Origin of the sequence: Lactobacillus sp. ESL0684 (assembly GCF_029392675.1) — a bacterium.
GTDB lineage: Bacteria > Bacillota > Bacilli > Lactobacillales > Lactobacillaceae > Lactobacillus.
On record NZ_CP113941.1, the window covers coordinates 847,293 to 862,817 of the forward strand.

A 15,525-nucleotide genomic window follows, 5' to 3' on the forward strand; every position below is an offset into this window, starting at 1 on the left:
TTAGGGCAATTGCTCATAATGTATAACAGTAAAATTTATTTGTAATAACTAATTTGGAGGGAAAACACAATGCTTACTTTTATTTGGGCTGAAGACGAACGTCACCAAATTGGCTTAAATGGTCATTTGCCTTGGAATTTACCTGGAGATCTCCATCATTTTAAGGAATTGACTATTGGACATCCAATTATTATGGGGAGGAAAACCTTTAATGGGTTGCCACAAATTTTATCTGGACGACCATATCTGGTTTTAACAAGAAATCATGACTTAGCCAGGCAATATGCTGACTATCCACAAGCTGAGTTTGTTTTCTCCATTTCCGATTTGCAAAATTGGGTATCTGCTCATAGACATGAAAATATTTATGTTATTGGTGGCAATTCAGTTTTTCAAGCGTTAAAGAGCCAGGTTGATTGTCTTGAAGAAACCAAGATAAAGGCAACCTTTGAAGCCGATACAATGATGACTTCTATCGATTATCGAAATTTTACTTTAGTGAAGAAAATATCAAATCAAGCAGATGACTATAATCATTTTTCGTATGATTTTTTAACTTTTTTACGAAAAAAGTAATTATAACGTTTAAATGATAATAGAAATGTTAGCGGTATTTTTGACTATTACTTTGATATAATTATTTGAATCACTTTAGCAGGTTGGCTAGAGTGATTTTTTGTTATTTGCAAAATTAACTGTGTCAATAATAAGGGAAAACGTCCCAAAAATGGTTAAACATTAGCGGGAAATTTTCCCGCTATTTTTATACGTATTTATGCTTTTCATGTGCTCGTTTTTGTTGAGCCAGAAATGAAGCTTGTTTCCATGGATGACTCATTGGTGGAATGTACTTCTTTTTAGGTTTTTCAGGTTTAGCTGCCAAGTCAATCTCCGTCGATACTATGACATTCTTAATTACCTGTGTTAAAGCATAAACTTGCTCATCAACTGCGATAAATAGCTGTCCATCTAAAGCCTGGATGACTAATCCTTTGGTTCCTTTTACAAAGCAGATCAATTTACCAGCAGTATCAAAGGCCTGATAGTGCTTATTTTTAAAAGCAATTGTGGCACCACTATCAAATATCCGTGAAGCTAATACTGCCAAGGTAGTGTTAATTTTTTCAGGTGTAGGGGCTGTTTCAAAGACAGTTGGAAACTGGTGATAATCTTGACCAAAGAGCTGGTTAAAAGCAGGTACGAAGGTTTCTGTGAGGTATTGATTAGCACCAGCCAGTGAGTTAATACCTGCTAAGCGCAGTTCCATCTTTAGACGACTTTGAACAGTTTGGTTAGCACGTTCAACCATACCTTTGGCCTGCGAAACACTAGTGGTTACCAGATTAGTGCCCAAGGTTTTACAAGCATAACCGAATTGCGTTAAGACGTCTTTATGTTCAAGCTTGGTTTTGGCAGTTTCATAGTTAAAGACGGTGCGGTTATCTGTTTTGAAGCAGTAAGGAATACCATAATTCCTCAAAATTTGTTCAAAAACATGATAATAACCGTTTAAAGTCTCTTGCCAATCAAAATAAGCGCCCACGAGGTTGCCAGTGGCATTATCGATTGCTAGATGCAAGGAAGCCCTTTTTAGTACCGAACCAAACAATGTCAGAAGCATCCATTTGGATTTCTTCGCCAAAGTATTTACAACGTGCTTGGCGTGGGTGAGCATCTTCTAAGGCAACGAGATGCTTAACAGCATCATCAAGTTGTTGTGATTGAGCATGAGGGTGTTTAGCCCGATATCGCTGCTTAGCTAACCGTTTACGAGTTCTACGCCAAGTTTTAGGCGGGTAGATATCAGCAGCAGTAAGCAAATTATAAACCAAAGTGTAAGAGACCTTAATTTGTTCACGAGCGGCTAATAGTTCGGTGTAGTGCTTAAAGTTACAGCCTTGATATTTCTGTTGATAAAGAGTTACAATTTGCTTGTTAATCTTTGTAGAGAGAGAGTTAACAGGATGGCGGTCTTTGTTCCCATGAACGAAGGCCGCTTTTCCTTGTTCCTGATATTTTTTAAGTAGTCGGTTAACCTGTCTGATAGTAATGCCTAAGGTAAGTGCAGCGCGATGCTTATTGCCGTGATGATCAAGTAACTCTTTAATTACAAGATATTTTCTTTCAGCGTTCATATTTAATCCAATCCTTTTCAATTTGACCATAACCTCCAATAAGGAGATTATGACATAAAAATTTGGGACATTATTGCTTAATAACACTTAAGACATTATCGCTTATTAATCACAATTTTTTGTTATTTGCAAAATTAACTGTTGACATACGGTATTGAGCATGATAAATTAGTTTACAATTAAATAATTAATATATCTTGAAAAGCAGAGTAACCATTATTTTTTTCGATAAAGAGAGCTAACGTTTAGGTGAGAGTTAGCAGAAAGGAACTGGTGAACATGGGCTTGAAATGATAACTGCTAGTGATATTCAGCTAGCGGCGGAGTTGTATCCGTTATAATTACAAGCTATTGATTGATAGCTAGTGAGGCTTATTACGTGAGTAATAAGCAAATTTAAAGGTGGTAACGCGAGCACTCGTCCTTGTATTAGGATGAGTGCTTTTTTTGTTGGAAATTTTTGGAGGTAGAGTTATGAGTAAGAAAAAACAAAAGAAGTTTTTAATTTGGGGAATCATTGCAATTGTTGTAGTTGCAGCTGCTTGGTTTGGACTGGGCCCAGGCATTAACAAGACTAAGCCCCAAACTAGAACAGTAACGGTTGGAGTAGTTAGTCAAACCAAGCACAAGCAGGCGATTTGGGATGAAGCCGCAAAAGTGGCTAAGAAAAAATACGGTTTAACCATCAAGATTAAGAATTTTACTGATTATAATCAACCAAATAAAGCGTTAAAAAATGGTGACCTAGATTTAAATGCTTTTCAACATTATGCATTTTTAAAAGCCTGGAATAAGGCTAATAAGGGCGGAGTAGTTGCGATTGGTCGGACTATGATTGCTCCAATTAGGCTATATTCAAAGAAATATCACAAATTAAGTGAGTTGCCTAAGGGGGCGACGATTGCGGTTCCCAATGATGCTTCTAATGAGTCGCGAGCTTTGCTGGTATTAAAGAACGCTGGTTTGATTACCTTACGCAAGGGCAAGACTTTAGTGACAGCTGCCGATGTTGTTAAAAATCCACGCAACATTAAGATTAAAGAGATTAGTGGTGACCAATGCGGACGTGTAATTGATTCAGTCGATGCGGCAGTGGTTAATAATGATTTTGCCACACCTGCCGGTTTGGGAGATAAAGAAACTATTTATGTTGAACCGATGAACAAAGAATCATTGCAGTGGGTTAATATCATTTGTGCTCGCAAAGCTGATGCCAAGAACAAAGACTATCAACATGTAGTCGATGCTTATCAAACTGCTACGACTAAAAAACTGATCAAGAAATATTATGGTAATAAGGAATTGGCTGCATGGGATATTAAATTTTAAAATGAGGTAACAAACGATGACTAAAAAACTGCGTAGAAACATTATTATCATTATTGCTTTACTTGTTGTAATTGTTGCAGCTTGGTTTAGCTTAGGTCCGGGACTTAACAAGTCTAAACCTGAAACTCATACAGTGACAGTTGGTTTAGTTTCTGAAGATAAAGGTAGTGAGGCAATTTGGAAAGAAGTTGCCAGTAAAGCTAAGCGAGATAATAACATTATCGTTAAGGTGAAAAATTTTACCGACTATAATCAGCCTAATAAAGCCTTAAAAAGTGGCGATATTGATCTTAACTCCTTTCAGCATTTAGCATTTTTAAAGTCATGGAATAAGGCTAATCACGGTGGAATTGTTCCAATTGGCCGCACCGAGGTCAAGCCGATTAGCCTCTATTCTAAGAAGTATAAAAAGTTAAGTCAGCTGCCCAAAGGTGCTACAATTGCCATTCCCAATGATGCGACTAATGGATCGCGTTCATTAATTGTTCTGAAAAATGCTGGTCTAATTAGGTTAGGCAAAGATAAGGATTTGGTAACAGTAGCAGATATCACTGAGAATCCGCATAATTTTAAAATTAAAGAAGTTAGCGCAGAGCAGTGTGGTCGGATGATTGATTCAGTTGATGCGGCAGTAGTTAACAGTAATTTTGCTAGACCTGCCGGATTAGGTGATAAAGAGAAAATATTTACTGAGCCATTTAATAAGGATACTCGGCAATGGATCAATGTAATCTGTGCTCGTAAAGCTGATGCTAAGAACAAAGATTATCAGGCAGTGGTTAAGGCTTACCAAACTGCAAAAACTAAACAGCTAGATAAAAAATATTACGGTAACGATCAAATTCCGGTTTGGGATGTCAAATTTAAGTAGAAAGAACATGATAATAATGAGTATTATTGAGTTAAACCAGGTTAATGTTAATTTTCCTGACAAAAAAGGTCGACTAGTGCAAGCTGTACGCAATGTTAGTCTAAATGTTGAAAAAGGCGATATTTATGGAGTAGTTGGCTTCTCTGGTGCAGGTAAATCAACACTGGTGCGTACTATTAATTTATTGCAAAAACCAACTGCTGGTGATATTTCAGTTAATGGAACTGAGTTTGTTAAAGCAGGTAAGCAGGTGATTTCTAATAAAAAGCTGCAACTAGCGCGGCGTAAAATTGGCATGATCTTTCAGAACTTTAATCTATTAAATGAAATTTCAGTAGTCGAAAATGTGGCCTTTGCCCTTAAGCATTCTGGCTTAAAGGATCACGAAATTGAAGACAAGTCTCTCAAGTTGCTTGAATTAGTAGACTTAAAGGACAAAGCTGATTTTTATCCAGTGCAATTATCCGGAGGGCAGCAGCAACGAGTTGCAATTGCGCGGGCACTTGCCAATGATCCCGATATTCTAATTTCAGATGAAGCTACTAGTGCACTGGATCCACAAAATACCCAGCAAATCTTAGCTTTACTGAAAAAATTGCAGCGAGAGCTAAATTTAACGATTGTCTTAATTACACACGAAATGGAAGCCGTTAAAAAGATTTGCAATAAGGTAGCTGTCATGGAGCAGGGTCAAATCATTGAACAGGGTAGCTTACGCGAAATTGTTCTGCATCCGAAAAAAGAACTGACCAAGAGTTTCGTTGGTGGGTCGCTTGATGTGATTAATACACTTAATTCATTGCATTTAGAGAAGTTAAATGCAGACGAAGCAATTTATCAACTTGTATATAGTGTGGCAAATGTAACCAAGTCAATTATTATCGATCTATATCGTGAAATTGGGGTTGAAGTCAGTATGCTTTACGGCAACGTAGAATCATTAGCTGATGAGCCTATTGGTACTTTGTTAGTATTAGTCAAAGGAAATGCGACCCAACAAAAACAGACACAGGATTTTTTACATAAAGAACAGGTAGCAGTTACACGTTTAGATGAAAAGGGGAATTCATATGATTAGTTGGTTTAGTAAAGTTTTTCCAAATGTAGTGCAATTAGGCTGGGGTGGTGATGCCGGTTGGGGTACCAGTATAATGCAGACATTATTTATGACTTTTTGGGCTGCAATTTTTGGTGGAATTTTGGGGATTATTTTTGGTCTAATTTTGGTTTTAACTAAAGATGATGGTATTAGACCTAATAAATTTTGGTTTAATCTTTGTGATAAGTTAGTTTCAATCTTTCGCGCCATTCCATTTATTATCTTATTGGCTTTTATTGCCCCGGTTACTCAAAAAATTGTTGGTACTCAAATTGGGATGAAAGCTGCACTAGTACCGCTAACTTTGGGAACCTTTCCATTTTATGCTAGGCAAGTTCAGGTCGCACTTGAAAGTGTCGATCAAGGAAAAATTGAGGCGGCGCAAAGTATAGGTGCTACTATTTGGGATTTAATTTTTAGTGTTTATCTTAATGAAGCACGTTCTGAACTATGCAGAGTGTCAACCGTGACAATTATTAGTCTAATTGGCCTAACGGCCATGGCAGGCGCTATCGGTGCAGGTGGTCTGGGTAACAGTGCTATTTCATATGGCTATAATCGTTTTAACAATGATGTTACGTTAGTCGCCACTGTCTTGGTAATTATTTTGATTTTTATTGTTCAGATTATTGGTGATTTCTTTGCTAAAAAATTAAATCATCAAAGTCGTTAATCATATTTTGAACTAAAAAAGAACCAACAAGTAAATTGCTTGTTGGTCCTTTTTTAGATGATTGAAAAGCTATTTAATAGCATCTTTCAAAACTTTACCAGGTTTAAAGGCAGGTACATGAGTTGCAGGAATTGTCAAAGTTTCACCAGTCTGAGGATTGCGACCCTTTCTTTGCGCACGTTGACGAACCTCAAAAGAACCGAAACCAATAACTTGAACTTTTTCACCTTTAGCTAGATCAGCTTGAATTGAACTAGTTACAATATCAATAACCTCTTCTGCTTCGCTAGCTTTGAGGTCACTCTTTGCCGCAACTTCCTTGGCAAGTTCAGATTTATTAATTGAAGCCATATATATCTTCTCTCTTCTTTAAAAACTTAAAGTAATTGGCATAATTTGTAAACTAAACTACTCATGTTTAATCTAACTCGTTGTGCCGCTTACCATTACCGACTTTAATTATTTTAGCACAGAACAGCTGAGCTTCAATAGAAAAAGTCATAATGCAGCAATAATTTATTCTATTAGCTTACTTGCCATTTGTTGATAATTTAGATACAGGGTCTTAAATTTCGAATGGTTTTCCTTTTGCCAGGGTTTAGGCTTACCGCAAAAATGCAAGATGGCGGTATTTTTCATAATCCATTCAAGATTAATCTCTCCAGTACTTCTAGTGAAGTACATGTGATAAGCACGAGCATCATAGTTCCAGTGGGTTTCTGGAATTTTCATAATATGATCACCGTAAAGATAATTAAGAATATCTTGATCCGGTAAAATCAAAGTTTCGTGGTGTTCATTAATTGCATCAGTGATGTCTTTAAGGTTAACTTTTTGACGCATCTGGTCTAAATCCATCAACATAATCCCAGAATTAAAATATCCGTTGTTGGTTCCAAGGCGAAGATTGTTGATTGAACTCATGATATCGGTTAAGCCCTCATGCACTGCTGCTGCAAACATTTTATTTTGTAGATCCAATTGCCAAAGTGGCTCGATTGAGTTAATTACTAAGATATCTGGATCGAGGTAAATTATTCGGTGCAAACTTTTGGGTAAAATCTTACCAGATAGCAACCTAAAGTACATTTCCTGAGGATAGTCGTGTAAGTTAAGTAAGGAATCTGGAAAGTCAAAATCGGCGTTCATGGCTAGAGCCTCAATTTTGATTTCAATTTTAGTAGCAAAGTTTTCCAGTGACTTAAGCATAGTTGTTTCGATTTTGTCGTAAATTACCCAGACCCGTAATTTTGCTTGTAAATTGTTGAGTCTTAGAGAATACAGCATCACTTCTAATGGCTTAATATAATTTTGGTCAATGGTAACTAATATGTCAATTGGACGATTGCATTGCTCTTCCATGTTAATCTTTCTATCTTTAAACAGCGTAATTATTATTTCTTCACTTAATTATCGCATAATAATTTCACATATTGGTATAAAAACGATTGCAAATAGTGCAATAAAATTTAAAATAGGTTACAATTCTGTTAACTAACGAAATTATTAAGTCAAAGTAGTATAATATAACATACATTATATTTAAATCTTATTAAGAGGTGTCATTAATGAACAAAAAATTTTTGCTTGGATTAATTGGTGTATTCTCGCTTTCTGCAAGTTTAAATTTACCATTACAAGTAAGCGCAGCTGATGAATCAGCTGATACGACCAGTCAGACAACAGCTGATAATAATGCGGCAGTAACTTCACCAATTACTGATGAAAATAAACCTGCAAGTAGTGATAATACTAACGCTAATTCATCGTCAAATAGTGCGATTGAATATCTTAATCGAAATGTAAAGTTAAAGCAAAATTCTTATATTTATAATAAAAAGGGTAAGAAGACTAATAAAAAAGCCTTAAAGAAAAATACCATTGTAACAGTTACTGGTTACACTAATGTTAAGGGTAAAGAATTTCTACAAATAAATAATAAGAAGAATCAATTTATTAAGGCTAATAATGTAAAGACATTTAAAGCAGCTGGATACAAGGTTAAGAAGAAATCTTATGTCTACAACAGCAAGGGTGTACAACAAAAGGGACTCTATGTTGCCAAAGGTAAATTTGTACCAGTAATCAAAGTAAAAACAATTAAAGGCAAAAAGTATGTTGGAATTACTGAAACTCAATATATTAAGTGGGCAAATTTGAATCACAAGAGTGGTAAAGTTATCAGTCAGTAGTAAAGGAGCGTCGCTAAATGACCAATCCAATTTTGAAAAGAGTCGCAGTCAGAAAATATACTTCTGAAAAAGTTGATTCAGAGGCAGTAGATCACATGATTGCTGCTTTTCAGGCTGCACCTTGTGGGATGCACGAAACTGATGTTATGCAATTGACCGTGGTTGAGGATGACCAATTATTGCAGCAGATAGAGCGGGCAACAGATAATGCTTGCTATGATGCACCATTGTTGTTTGTTATTAATGTTAAAAAAGATCGCCGCTTCGGACAACGTGATGCTTCGTGTGCAGCTGAAAACATTATGATTGAAGCTACTAGTTTAGATTTAGGGTCCATATATACTATGAGTGGTGCCACAGGTCTTAATGCTGTTCCTGAATTACAAGAACAGATAAGTTCTCCTGGCTATGAAACTTGTGTGATTGTGGCAGTCGGACATTCTGCTGAATTTCCAACTGAAGATCGCAGTCATCGCTATCATGTAATTCGTAAATAGACTAAAACAGATTAAAAGTCGTAGAGAAAATCTGCGGCTTTTCTTTTTGATAGCTTATGAAAACGCTTTTTGGTATAATGACTTTAGAATAAACAGTTAGTTTTAATGATTGGAAGAGAAATAAGCAATGAAAAAAATTATTAATGATCCGGTTAATGTTGTTAGAGAAATGGTTGCTGGAATGGTGCGATCATATCCGCAATATTTGACTAAAATTCCAGAAACTAATGCTGTGATGCGAGCAGATCGGAATTCCTTGGCGGGTAAAGTAGGAATTGTTAGCGGCGGTGGTTCTGGTCATGAACCGACACATGCGGGTTTTGTCGGGCAAGGTATGCTAAGTGCAGCGGTGTGCGGTGAAGTATTTACTTCACCAACTCCAGATCAGATTTATGCTGCCATCAAAGCAGTTGATCAAGGGCAAGGCGTTTTTTTAGTAGTTAAAAACTATTCTGGCGATGTGATGAACTTTGATATGGCTAAGGATTTAGCGCAAATGGATGGCATCAAGGTTAAGTCAATTGTAGTTGACGATGATATTGCAGTTGAAAACAGTACTTTTACTCAAGGAAGACGCGGGGTTGCTGGCACAGTCTTTATGCATAAAGTTTTGGGTGCTGCTGCGCAATCTGGTGCTAGTCTTGATGAAGTTGCCACTTTAGCTCAGAAAGTTTTGCCTTGCATTAAGACAATTGCGGTAGCATTGTCTGCAGCAACTAATCCAGAAACTGGCAAGCCAGGATTTGTTTTATCAGATGATGAGATTGAATTTGGCGTTGGTATTCATTCTGAACCTGGTTATCGCAGGGAAACTATCAAACCTGCTAAAGAACTGGTTGCGGAATTAGTTAAGCAATTGGATAAGCAAATGCAATTGTCGGCACAGAAAAAATATGCAGTTTTAGTTAACGGTATGGGAGCAACACCATTAATGGAGCAATATATTTTTAGTAACGATTTACTGGATAAGCTACAAGAATATCAGATTGAACCTGTATTTATGAAAATTGGTAACTATATGACCTCTCTTGATATGGCAGGAATTTCGTTAACCTTGTTTGAATTGCAAGATACGCAATGGTTGGATTATTTACAGGCACCTACAAAAACTATTGCCTGGTAATTAAGAAAGGAACAGAGATGACACTGACAGTTGATACTTTAACGGAATGGATGAATAATTTTACGGCCAAAATTGAGCTTAATCAACAATTCTTGAGTGATCTAGATACGCCAATCGGCGATGGTGATCATGGCTTCAATATGAATCGTGGTATGCAGGCAGTTACCCAAAAGTTAACTGAAAAACCAGCTAGCTTGATGGCTGCCTTGAAACAAATTGCAATGACTTTAATCTCTACCGTTGGTGGTGCTTCTGGACCATTATACGGTACAGCTTTTTTGGAAATGGCTAAAAAGAGCGACACAATTGATGATCTGGGTGAATTATTGGAGGCTGGATTAGCTGGCCTTGAAAAACGTGGTGGTGCTAAGCCAGGAGACAAGACAATGGTTGATGTCTGGGCGGCTCTAGTTCCTGCAGTAAAGTCTCATGATCTTACTGAAAGTAAAATTACAGCTGCTGTTGAGGCAACTAAGGACTTAGTTGCTAAGAAAGGTCGCGCATCCTACTTAGGAGAACGTTCTAAGGGGCATGTTGATCCAGGGTCACAATCAAGTGGATATTTATTTGAAGCATTATTAGAAACGAAAGGGTTGTTATGAGTTTAGGAATTACGTTAGTATCCCATGTTCCTGAAATTGCAACTGGGCTAAATCAATTATTAGCGCAGGTGGCTAGTGATGTGCCAATTACCATTGCTGCAGGTACACAAGAAAATGATATTGGCACTAACATGGAAAAAATTTTGACAGCTTTTAAAGAAAATCAGGCTGATGAAATTTTAGCTTTTTATGATTTAGGTAGCGCTAAGATGAATTTAGACATGGCAGTAGAATTAACTGATAAAGTAGTTCATCTTTATAATTCTGCCTTTATTGAGGGTGCATATACTGCTGCTAGTTTAATTCAAGCAGGAGTTGGTTTGACAGAAATTGAAAACCAATTGCAACCATTAAAAGTTAAAGATTAAAATTTGTTCATTAACTTAACATAAGGAGAAACAAAAATGCATGATAGCTTAACAATGCAGATGGTCGGCGAGTTTTTGGGTACAATTATTTTGATTTTATTGGGTGATGGTGTCTGTGCTGGCGTTAATCTGAAGAAATCTAAGGCTAACGGTGCTGATTGGGTAGTAATTGCATTAGGTTGGGGTTTTGCTGTAACCTTTGGCGTATATTGTGTCAGTTGGTTAAGTCCAGGACACTTTAATCCTGCTGTTACTCTTGGTATGGCAATTGCTGGTAAATTGCCATGGTCTTCTGTCTTACCATATTTTGCATCTCAGATTGCAGGTGCGTTTGTTGGTGGGATTTTGGTTTGGTTAACTTATTATCCGCATTGGCAAGAAACTACAGATTCAGATACAATTTTGTCGGTCTTCGCAACTGAACCAGCTATTAGAAATTATTTTTGGAACTTTTTTACAGAATTAATGGGTACTTTTGTGCTAGTCTATGGTTTACTTGCTTTTACTAAAGGAGACTTTACAGCAGGGCTTAATCCATTAATTGCTGGTTTGTTAATCACTGCAATTGGTTTATCATTAGGTGGTCCAACTGGATATGCAATTAATCCAGCCCGTGATTTGGGACCAAGATTAGCGCATCAATTATTGCCGATAGCTAATAAAGGTGGTTCTGATTGGGCATATAGTTGGGTACCAATTTTAGGCCCGCTTGCTGGCGGAAGTTTAGCAGCGTTACTCTTTAATGTGTTAATATAAAGAAAAAGTCCGATCTTTTAAATAAAGATAGGACTTTTTACGTTTGGCAAGTAACATGTTATGCTAGTATTTTAGTAATATAGATTAATAGGAGCCATTTAATAAGCATGATTAAAGAAGTTTGTGTAGAAAACTTTACTGATATTCCGCGCATGATTGCTGCAGGAGCTGACCGAATTGAATTAAATAATAATCTGGCTGTAGGTGGTACAACCCCTTCATTTGGTGTATTGCAACAAGCGGTTTTGTACGCCCATAATTTTAATATTCCAGTGGTAGTGATGATCAGACCACGTGGTGGTAATTTCAATTATAACGAGCAGGAGATTGCGATGATGGTAACTGATATTCAACTAGCAGCCTTGATTGGGGCAGACGCGGTTACTTTTGGTTGTTTAAATGCAGAAAAAACAATCGCTAAACCGATTATGAAACGCTTGATTGAGTTGGCACGAACCTCAGGTCTGGAAGTAGTAATGCATATGGCTTTTGATGAGATCCCAGAGAATTTACAAGAGCAGTCACTAAATTGGCTTGCTGACCAGGGAGTTAAACGAATATTAACTCATGGTGGTAGGTTGAATATACCCATTACTGCTACTGTTGCTCATTTACATGAAATTATTACTTGGGCAACCGAAAAAATTGAAATTTTACCTGGTGGGGGCATTACTAGCATTAATGCGCAAGAAATAGCAGCTACACTTAAAGTTGAGCAACTTCATGGCAGTAAAATTGTCTTGCCCAAATAAAATTAAGTAATTAAAATCTAAAAATTATTAAAGTCCTATGATTTGTTGTTAAGCATAGGACTTTTTTGGTCTAAAATTGCGCAGATTTTCAATACCTCCTTGATTTGTAAAAAAATTTACATTTTTTAATAAAAAACAACAGTTTTATCTGAAAAGTATTTCAATATATGTCCATCATATTGCCAATGCCCAATAAACATATAAACTAATATAAAAAAGGAGGAAATGTTTTATGAAGGTTGTAGTTATTGGTGGTAGTGGCCATATTGGTTCGTATTTAATTCCAAAGCTGGTTAAAAAAGGCTTTGAAGTTATTTCAGTAAGTCGAGGTTCACATAAGCCATATTATCAGGATCCTGTTTGGAATCATATTGAACAAATTTTTATGGATAGAAGTAAAGATATTAATTTTAATGAAAAAATCGCCAAACTAAATGCAGATATTGTCATTGATTTGATTTGTTTTGATCTCAATGATATGAAAAAAATAGTCAGAGAACTTAAGAAAACAAGCTTAAAACTTTATTTATTTTGTTCATCTATTTGGTCATATGGTAGAGCAGAAATTTTACCAGTTACTCCTAATAGCGGTAAAAGTCCAATTGATGAATATGGTAAACAAAAATATGAGTGTGAAAAGTTTTTAAAACAAGAAATAAAAGATAATAATTTTCCAGCAACAATTATTATGCCTGGTCAGATTTCTGGACCAGGATGGTCGATTATTAATCCACAAGGTAACTTAGATGATACCCTTTTTCAAAAGATTGCAGATGGTTCGGAAATTTATTTGCCAAATTTTGGAATGGAAACATTACATCATGTACATGCTTCTGACGTTGCACAATTATTTGTTGATGCAATTATGCATCGTAATATGGCTATTGGCGAAAGTTTTCATGCTGTTTCAGCGGAATCGATTACATTATATGGATATGCTAAATTTGTTTATCGATATTTTGATAAGCAATCTAAGATTAATTTTTTACCTTGGGACCAATGGACTAAATTAATTAATGATTCTGATAAAGTAGAGAAAACGTACCTCCATATCGCACGTAGTGGACAATATAGTATCAAAAATGCTAGAGAACTGCTCGATTATACACCAGAATTTTCTGTATTAGATACTATTAAATTAAGTATCCAAAGTTATTTAGATAGGGGTGTGATAGTTATAAGGTAAAGTTATTATCATCATTCAAAATAGTATTATCAAGTCTTCTTTTTTCAGTTAATTTTGATAAGTTTACTTTAGTGGCAAAATTGTTCTGATAGTCTAATGAAAAGTACGTTGAATACAGAATATCCAGTATAAAAGATGCTGATTCCAAAGAAGAGAATCCGGCAATTTTAGTATATGAATTTTCTCTTGTAGTTATATGTAAAGTGATATCAGCCAATTTCTCAAGTCGATTATTGCCAATACTGGTTATTGCAATTACTGGTACTTGTTTTTGAGATAAAAGTTCGGCAATGTGTAATAATTCTGGTGATTCTCCTGAATAGGATAGAATTATGGCGCAGTCGTTATTAGAAGATAGTAATGCTTCTTGATACATTGTATTCTGAATGGGATAAGTTGATGCATTTTTGTCAATGTGTCTCAACTTATAAACAAATTCTTCACCTAAAAAGACGATATTAGCCAATGCGAAAAACTTGATATTTGTTTTTGCTTGCATAATTTTGATAGCTTTTTTAATCTGTTCTTGTTGCAATAAACTCAATGTATCCAATAGACTTTCATTCTTTGTTTGAAATATCTTAGAAGCAATATCGTGAATTGAGTCAGTTGCTGAAAAAGGTTGGTTTGCGTTAATATTTTTAAAGTTTTTTTGTAAGTATTTAACTTCGTTCAAGAAAGCTTGCTTCATTTGAGTCCATCCTTTAAAACCAAGCTTGTGGGCAATTCTTATTAGGGTAGAAGCAGACGTGTAAGTTTGATGAGCAATATCATTTATAGAATATGATTCAATGGCTTCTTGTTTATTTAGGATGAAATCGATAATAGTTTTTTCTGACTGTGAAAAGGAAATACTTTTCATTTTTTCTTGTAAAAGCATGTTTGAAACCTCTGATATAATTATGGCTAAAATAGCTATACTTTGCATATTATAAAGAGCTCAATGAGTAGTAGATTATAATTGTTAAATTGATTATTTGAATTAATCAACTGTTATTACAGTTTATGATAAATAGATCATAGCTAATACTTAACTGTTAAAAGTATCAGATATTTTTTGGTTTGAAATTGCGCAGAATTTCAATGCCTTCGCGTTGGTATTTATTAGGGATAAAGCTCTTGCGCATCGCAATTTGCATATAAGCCCATTGCTTTTGTCCTGGTTTAAGACGAACTACATGGATTCCTTGGACATCTTGCAAACTACTCTCCATTGCTAAACTAATTCCAACATTACGTTTGACTAAATCAAACATTAGCTTCATGGTGGTTGCTGTGTAGGTGATTTGTGGAGTAAAGTCACCTAGCTTACCGATCTGTTCTAAGCATTCTCTAGTTAAAAAACCACGCGACCTTGCGATAAAATTTCTTTCTCTTAATTCGGCTGCGCTTACTTCATGAGCATTAATTAATGGATCATTCATTCCGGTAATAATTACCAATTCGGTTTTTTGTAAATTATGAATGAAATATTCTGGATCGTTAATTGGCACCATCCAAGAATAGATAGCAACATCAACTTGTCCCTCAGTTAAATCACCAAACGCATCAGCGGACCTCTCAACATTGGTATTCAGTAAATGAGTTAGATTAGCCTGATAAAATTCTTGGATAATGTCTGGTATATAAATACTACCAGCCTCTCCTGAAAAAGCTAGGCGAATTTTTTTGTCACTAGCATGTTTAACGTCGTAATCAATACTAGCGATGTCTTGCAATAATATTTTTGCTTTCTGGTAAAGTAGTTCACCCGCATTAGTTAAACTTAGTTTACTTTTGCGGTTTTTTTGCATAATAAGTGGATCTGCGAATTTGGTTGCTAGTCTTTTAACAGCCATTGATATAGTTGGCTGGGTAACATCAAAAAACTCCGCAGTTGAAGTATAGTTACCAATTTCAATCAATTTACAGAAATATAGTAAGTCTTTTTCATTTATAGCTG

The 15,525-nt window shown here is 35.7% G+C and carries 19 protein-coding genes and 1 other annotated feature; of the genes, 13 read left to right on the forward strand and 6 right to left on the reverse strand.

The annotated features are described in order from the left end of the window. The first annotated feature begins 69 nt into the window (after positions 1-69). Complete coding sequence (locus OZX56_RS03950; RefSeq protein ID WP_277140263.1) at positions 70-576, forward strand: dihydrofolate reductase; 507 nt, start codon at positions 70-72, stop codon at positions 574-576. Positions 577-763: 187 nt separating this feature from the next. Here the strand turns inward: OZX56_RS03950 and OZX56_RS03955 are convergent, their stop codons facing one another. Next, complete coding sequence (locus tag OZX56_RS03955) at positions 764-1,579, reverse strand: hypothetical protein (RefSeq protein WP_277140264.1); 816 nt, start codon at positions 1,577-1,579, stop codon at positions 764-766. Next, positions 1,560-2,135, reverse strand: coding sequence for a helix-turn-helix domain-containing protein (locus tag OZX56_RS03960; protein WP_277140265.1), 576 nt, complete (start codon positions 2,133-2,135; stop codon positions 1,560-1,562). Before OZX56_RS03960 ends, OZX56_RS03955 begins: the two co-directional genes overlap by 20 nt. 188 nt (positions 2,136-2,323) lie before the next feature. Beyond that, positions 2,324-2,564: a binding site (T-box leader), on the forward strand. A gap of 45 nt (positions 2,565-2,609) precedes the next feature. On the opposite strand from OZX56_RS03960, the gene OZX56_RS03965 reads away from it, so the two are divergent. From OZX56_RS03965 to OZX56_RS03980, 4 genes are read left to right on the forward strand one after another with little or no spacing between them, the layout of a single operon-like run. Then, positions 2,610-3,464, forward strand: a complete 855-nt coding sequence (locus OZX56_RS03965; RefSeq protein ID WP_277126540.1) for a MetQ/NlpA family ABC transporter substrate-binding protein — start codon at positions 2,610-2,612, stop codon at positions 3,462-3,464. 16 nt (positions 3,465-3,480) lie between these two features. Further along, positions 3,481-4,335 carry a MetQ/NlpA family ABC transporter substrate-binding protein gene (locus tag OZX56_RS03970; protein WP_277140266.1) on the forward strand — a complete coding sequence of 285 codons (855 nt, stop codon included), beginning with the start codon at positions 3,481-3,483 and terminating at the stop codon, positions 4,333-4,335. Between the two features lie 16 nt (positions 4,336-4,351). After that, positions 4,352-5,413: a methionine ABC transporter ATP-binding protein gene (locus tag OZX56_RS03975; RefSeq protein WP_277140267.1), complete on the forward strand. Its 1,062-nt coding sequence runs from the start codon at positions 4,352-4,354 to the stop codon at positions 5,411-5,413. Continuing rightward, complete coding sequence (locus OZX56_RS03980) at positions 5,406-6,107, forward strand: methionine ABC transporter permease (protein WP_277140268.1); 702 nt, start codon at positions 5,406-5,408, stop codon at positions 6,105-6,107. The genes OZX56_RS03975 and OZX56_RS03980 overlap by 8 nt, the downstream gene beginning before the upstream one ends. Positions 6,108-6,176: 69 nt before the next feature. Here the strand turns inward: OZX56_RS03980 and OZX56_RS03985 are convergent, their stop codons facing one another. Continuing rightward, complete coding sequence (locus OZX56_RS03985; RefSeq protein ID WP_277126536.1) at positions 6,177-6,458, reverse strand: HU family DNA-binding protein; 282 nt, start codon at positions 6,456-6,458, stop codon at positions 6,177-6,179. A 165-nt stretch (positions 6,459-6,623) separates the two neighbouring features. Continuing rightward, positions 6,624-7,469 carry a glycosyltransferase family 8 protein gene (locus OZX56_RS03990; RefSeq protein WP_277140269.1) on the reverse strand — a complete coding sequence of 282 codons (846 nt, stop codon included), beginning with the start codon at positions 7,467-7,469 and terminating at the stop codon, positions 6,624-6,626. 206 nt (positions 7,470-7,675) lie between these two features. Here OZX56_RS03990 and OZX56_RS03995 point away from each other — a divergent pair, with 206 nt between their 5' ends. From OZX56_RS03995 to OZX56_RS04030, 8 genes are all read left to right on the forward strand, one after another. Further along, positions 7,676-8,299, forward strand: coding sequence for an SLAP domain-containing protein (locus OZX56_RS03995; RefSeq protein WP_277126534.1), 624 nt, complete (start codon positions 7,676-7,678; stop codon positions 8,297-8,299). A gap of 17 nt (positions 8,300-8,316) precedes the next feature. Beyond that, positions 8,317-8,796 (forward strand): nitroreductase family protein, encoded by a 480-nt coding sequence (locus OZX56_RS04000; protein WP_277140270.1) that lies wholly within the window; start codon positions 8,317-8,319, stop codon positions 8,794-8,796. A 127-nt stretch (positions 8,797-8,923) separates the two neighbouring features. After that, entirely contained in the window at positions 8,924-9,919 is a 996-nt protein-coding gene (gene dhaK / locus OZX56_RS04005; RefSeq protein ID WP_277140271.1) for a dihydroxyacetone kinase subunit DhaK, read from the forward strand. Positions 9,920-9,936: 17 nt separating this feature from the next. Beyond that, complete coding sequence (dhaL, locus tag OZX56_RS04010) at positions 9,937-10,521, forward strand: dihydroxyacetone kinase subunit DhaL (RefSeq protein ID WP_277140272.1); 585 nt, start codon at positions 9,937-9,939, stop codon at positions 10,519-10,521. Next, positions 10,518-10,889: a dihydroxyacetone kinase phosphoryl donor subunit DhaM gene (gene dhaM / locus OZX56_RS04015; RefSeq protein ID WP_277140273.1), complete on the forward strand. Its 372-nt coding sequence runs from the start codon at positions 10,518-10,520 to the stop codon at positions 10,887-10,889. Before dhaL ends, dhaM begins: the two co-directional genes overlap by 4 nt. Positions 10,890-10,925: 36 nt before the next feature. Further along, positions 10,926-11,645 (forward strand): MIP/aquaporin family protein, encoded by a 720-nt coding sequence (locus OZX56_RS04020; protein ID WP_277140274.1) that lies wholly within the window; start codon positions 10,926-10,928, stop codon positions 11,643-11,645. Positions 11,646-11,752: 107 nt separating this feature from the next. Next, complete coding sequence (locus OZX56_RS04025) at positions 11,753-12,397, forward strand: copper homeostasis protein CutC (protein ID WP_277140275.1); 645 nt, start codon at positions 11,753-11,755, stop codon at positions 12,395-12,397. Between the two features lie 232 nt (positions 12,398-12,629). Beyond that, complete coding sequence (locus OZX56_RS04030; protein ID WP_277140276.1) at positions 12,630-13,583, forward strand: NAD-dependent epimerase/dehydratase family protein; 954 nt, start codon at positions 12,630-12,632, stop codon at positions 13,581-13,583. Here the strand turns inward: OZX56_RS04030 and OZX56_RS04035 are convergent. Next, positions 13,573-14,463, reverse strand: coding sequence for a MurR/RpiR family transcriptional regulator (locus OZX56_RS04035; protein ID WP_277140277.1), 891 nt, complete (start codon positions 14,461-14,463; stop codon positions 13,573-13,575). The two genes, OZX56_RS04030 and OZX56_RS04035, sit on opposite strands and share 11 nt — an antisense overlap. 166 nt (positions 14,464-14,629) lie before the next feature. Continuing rightward, on the reverse strand, positions 14,630-15,520 hold the full coding sequence (locus OZX56_RS04040; RefSeq protein WP_277126525.1) for a LysR family transcriptional regulator: 891 nt from the start codon (positions 15,518-15,520) through the stop codon (positions 14,630-14,632). Positions 15,521-15,525 lie beyond the last annotated feature (5 nt).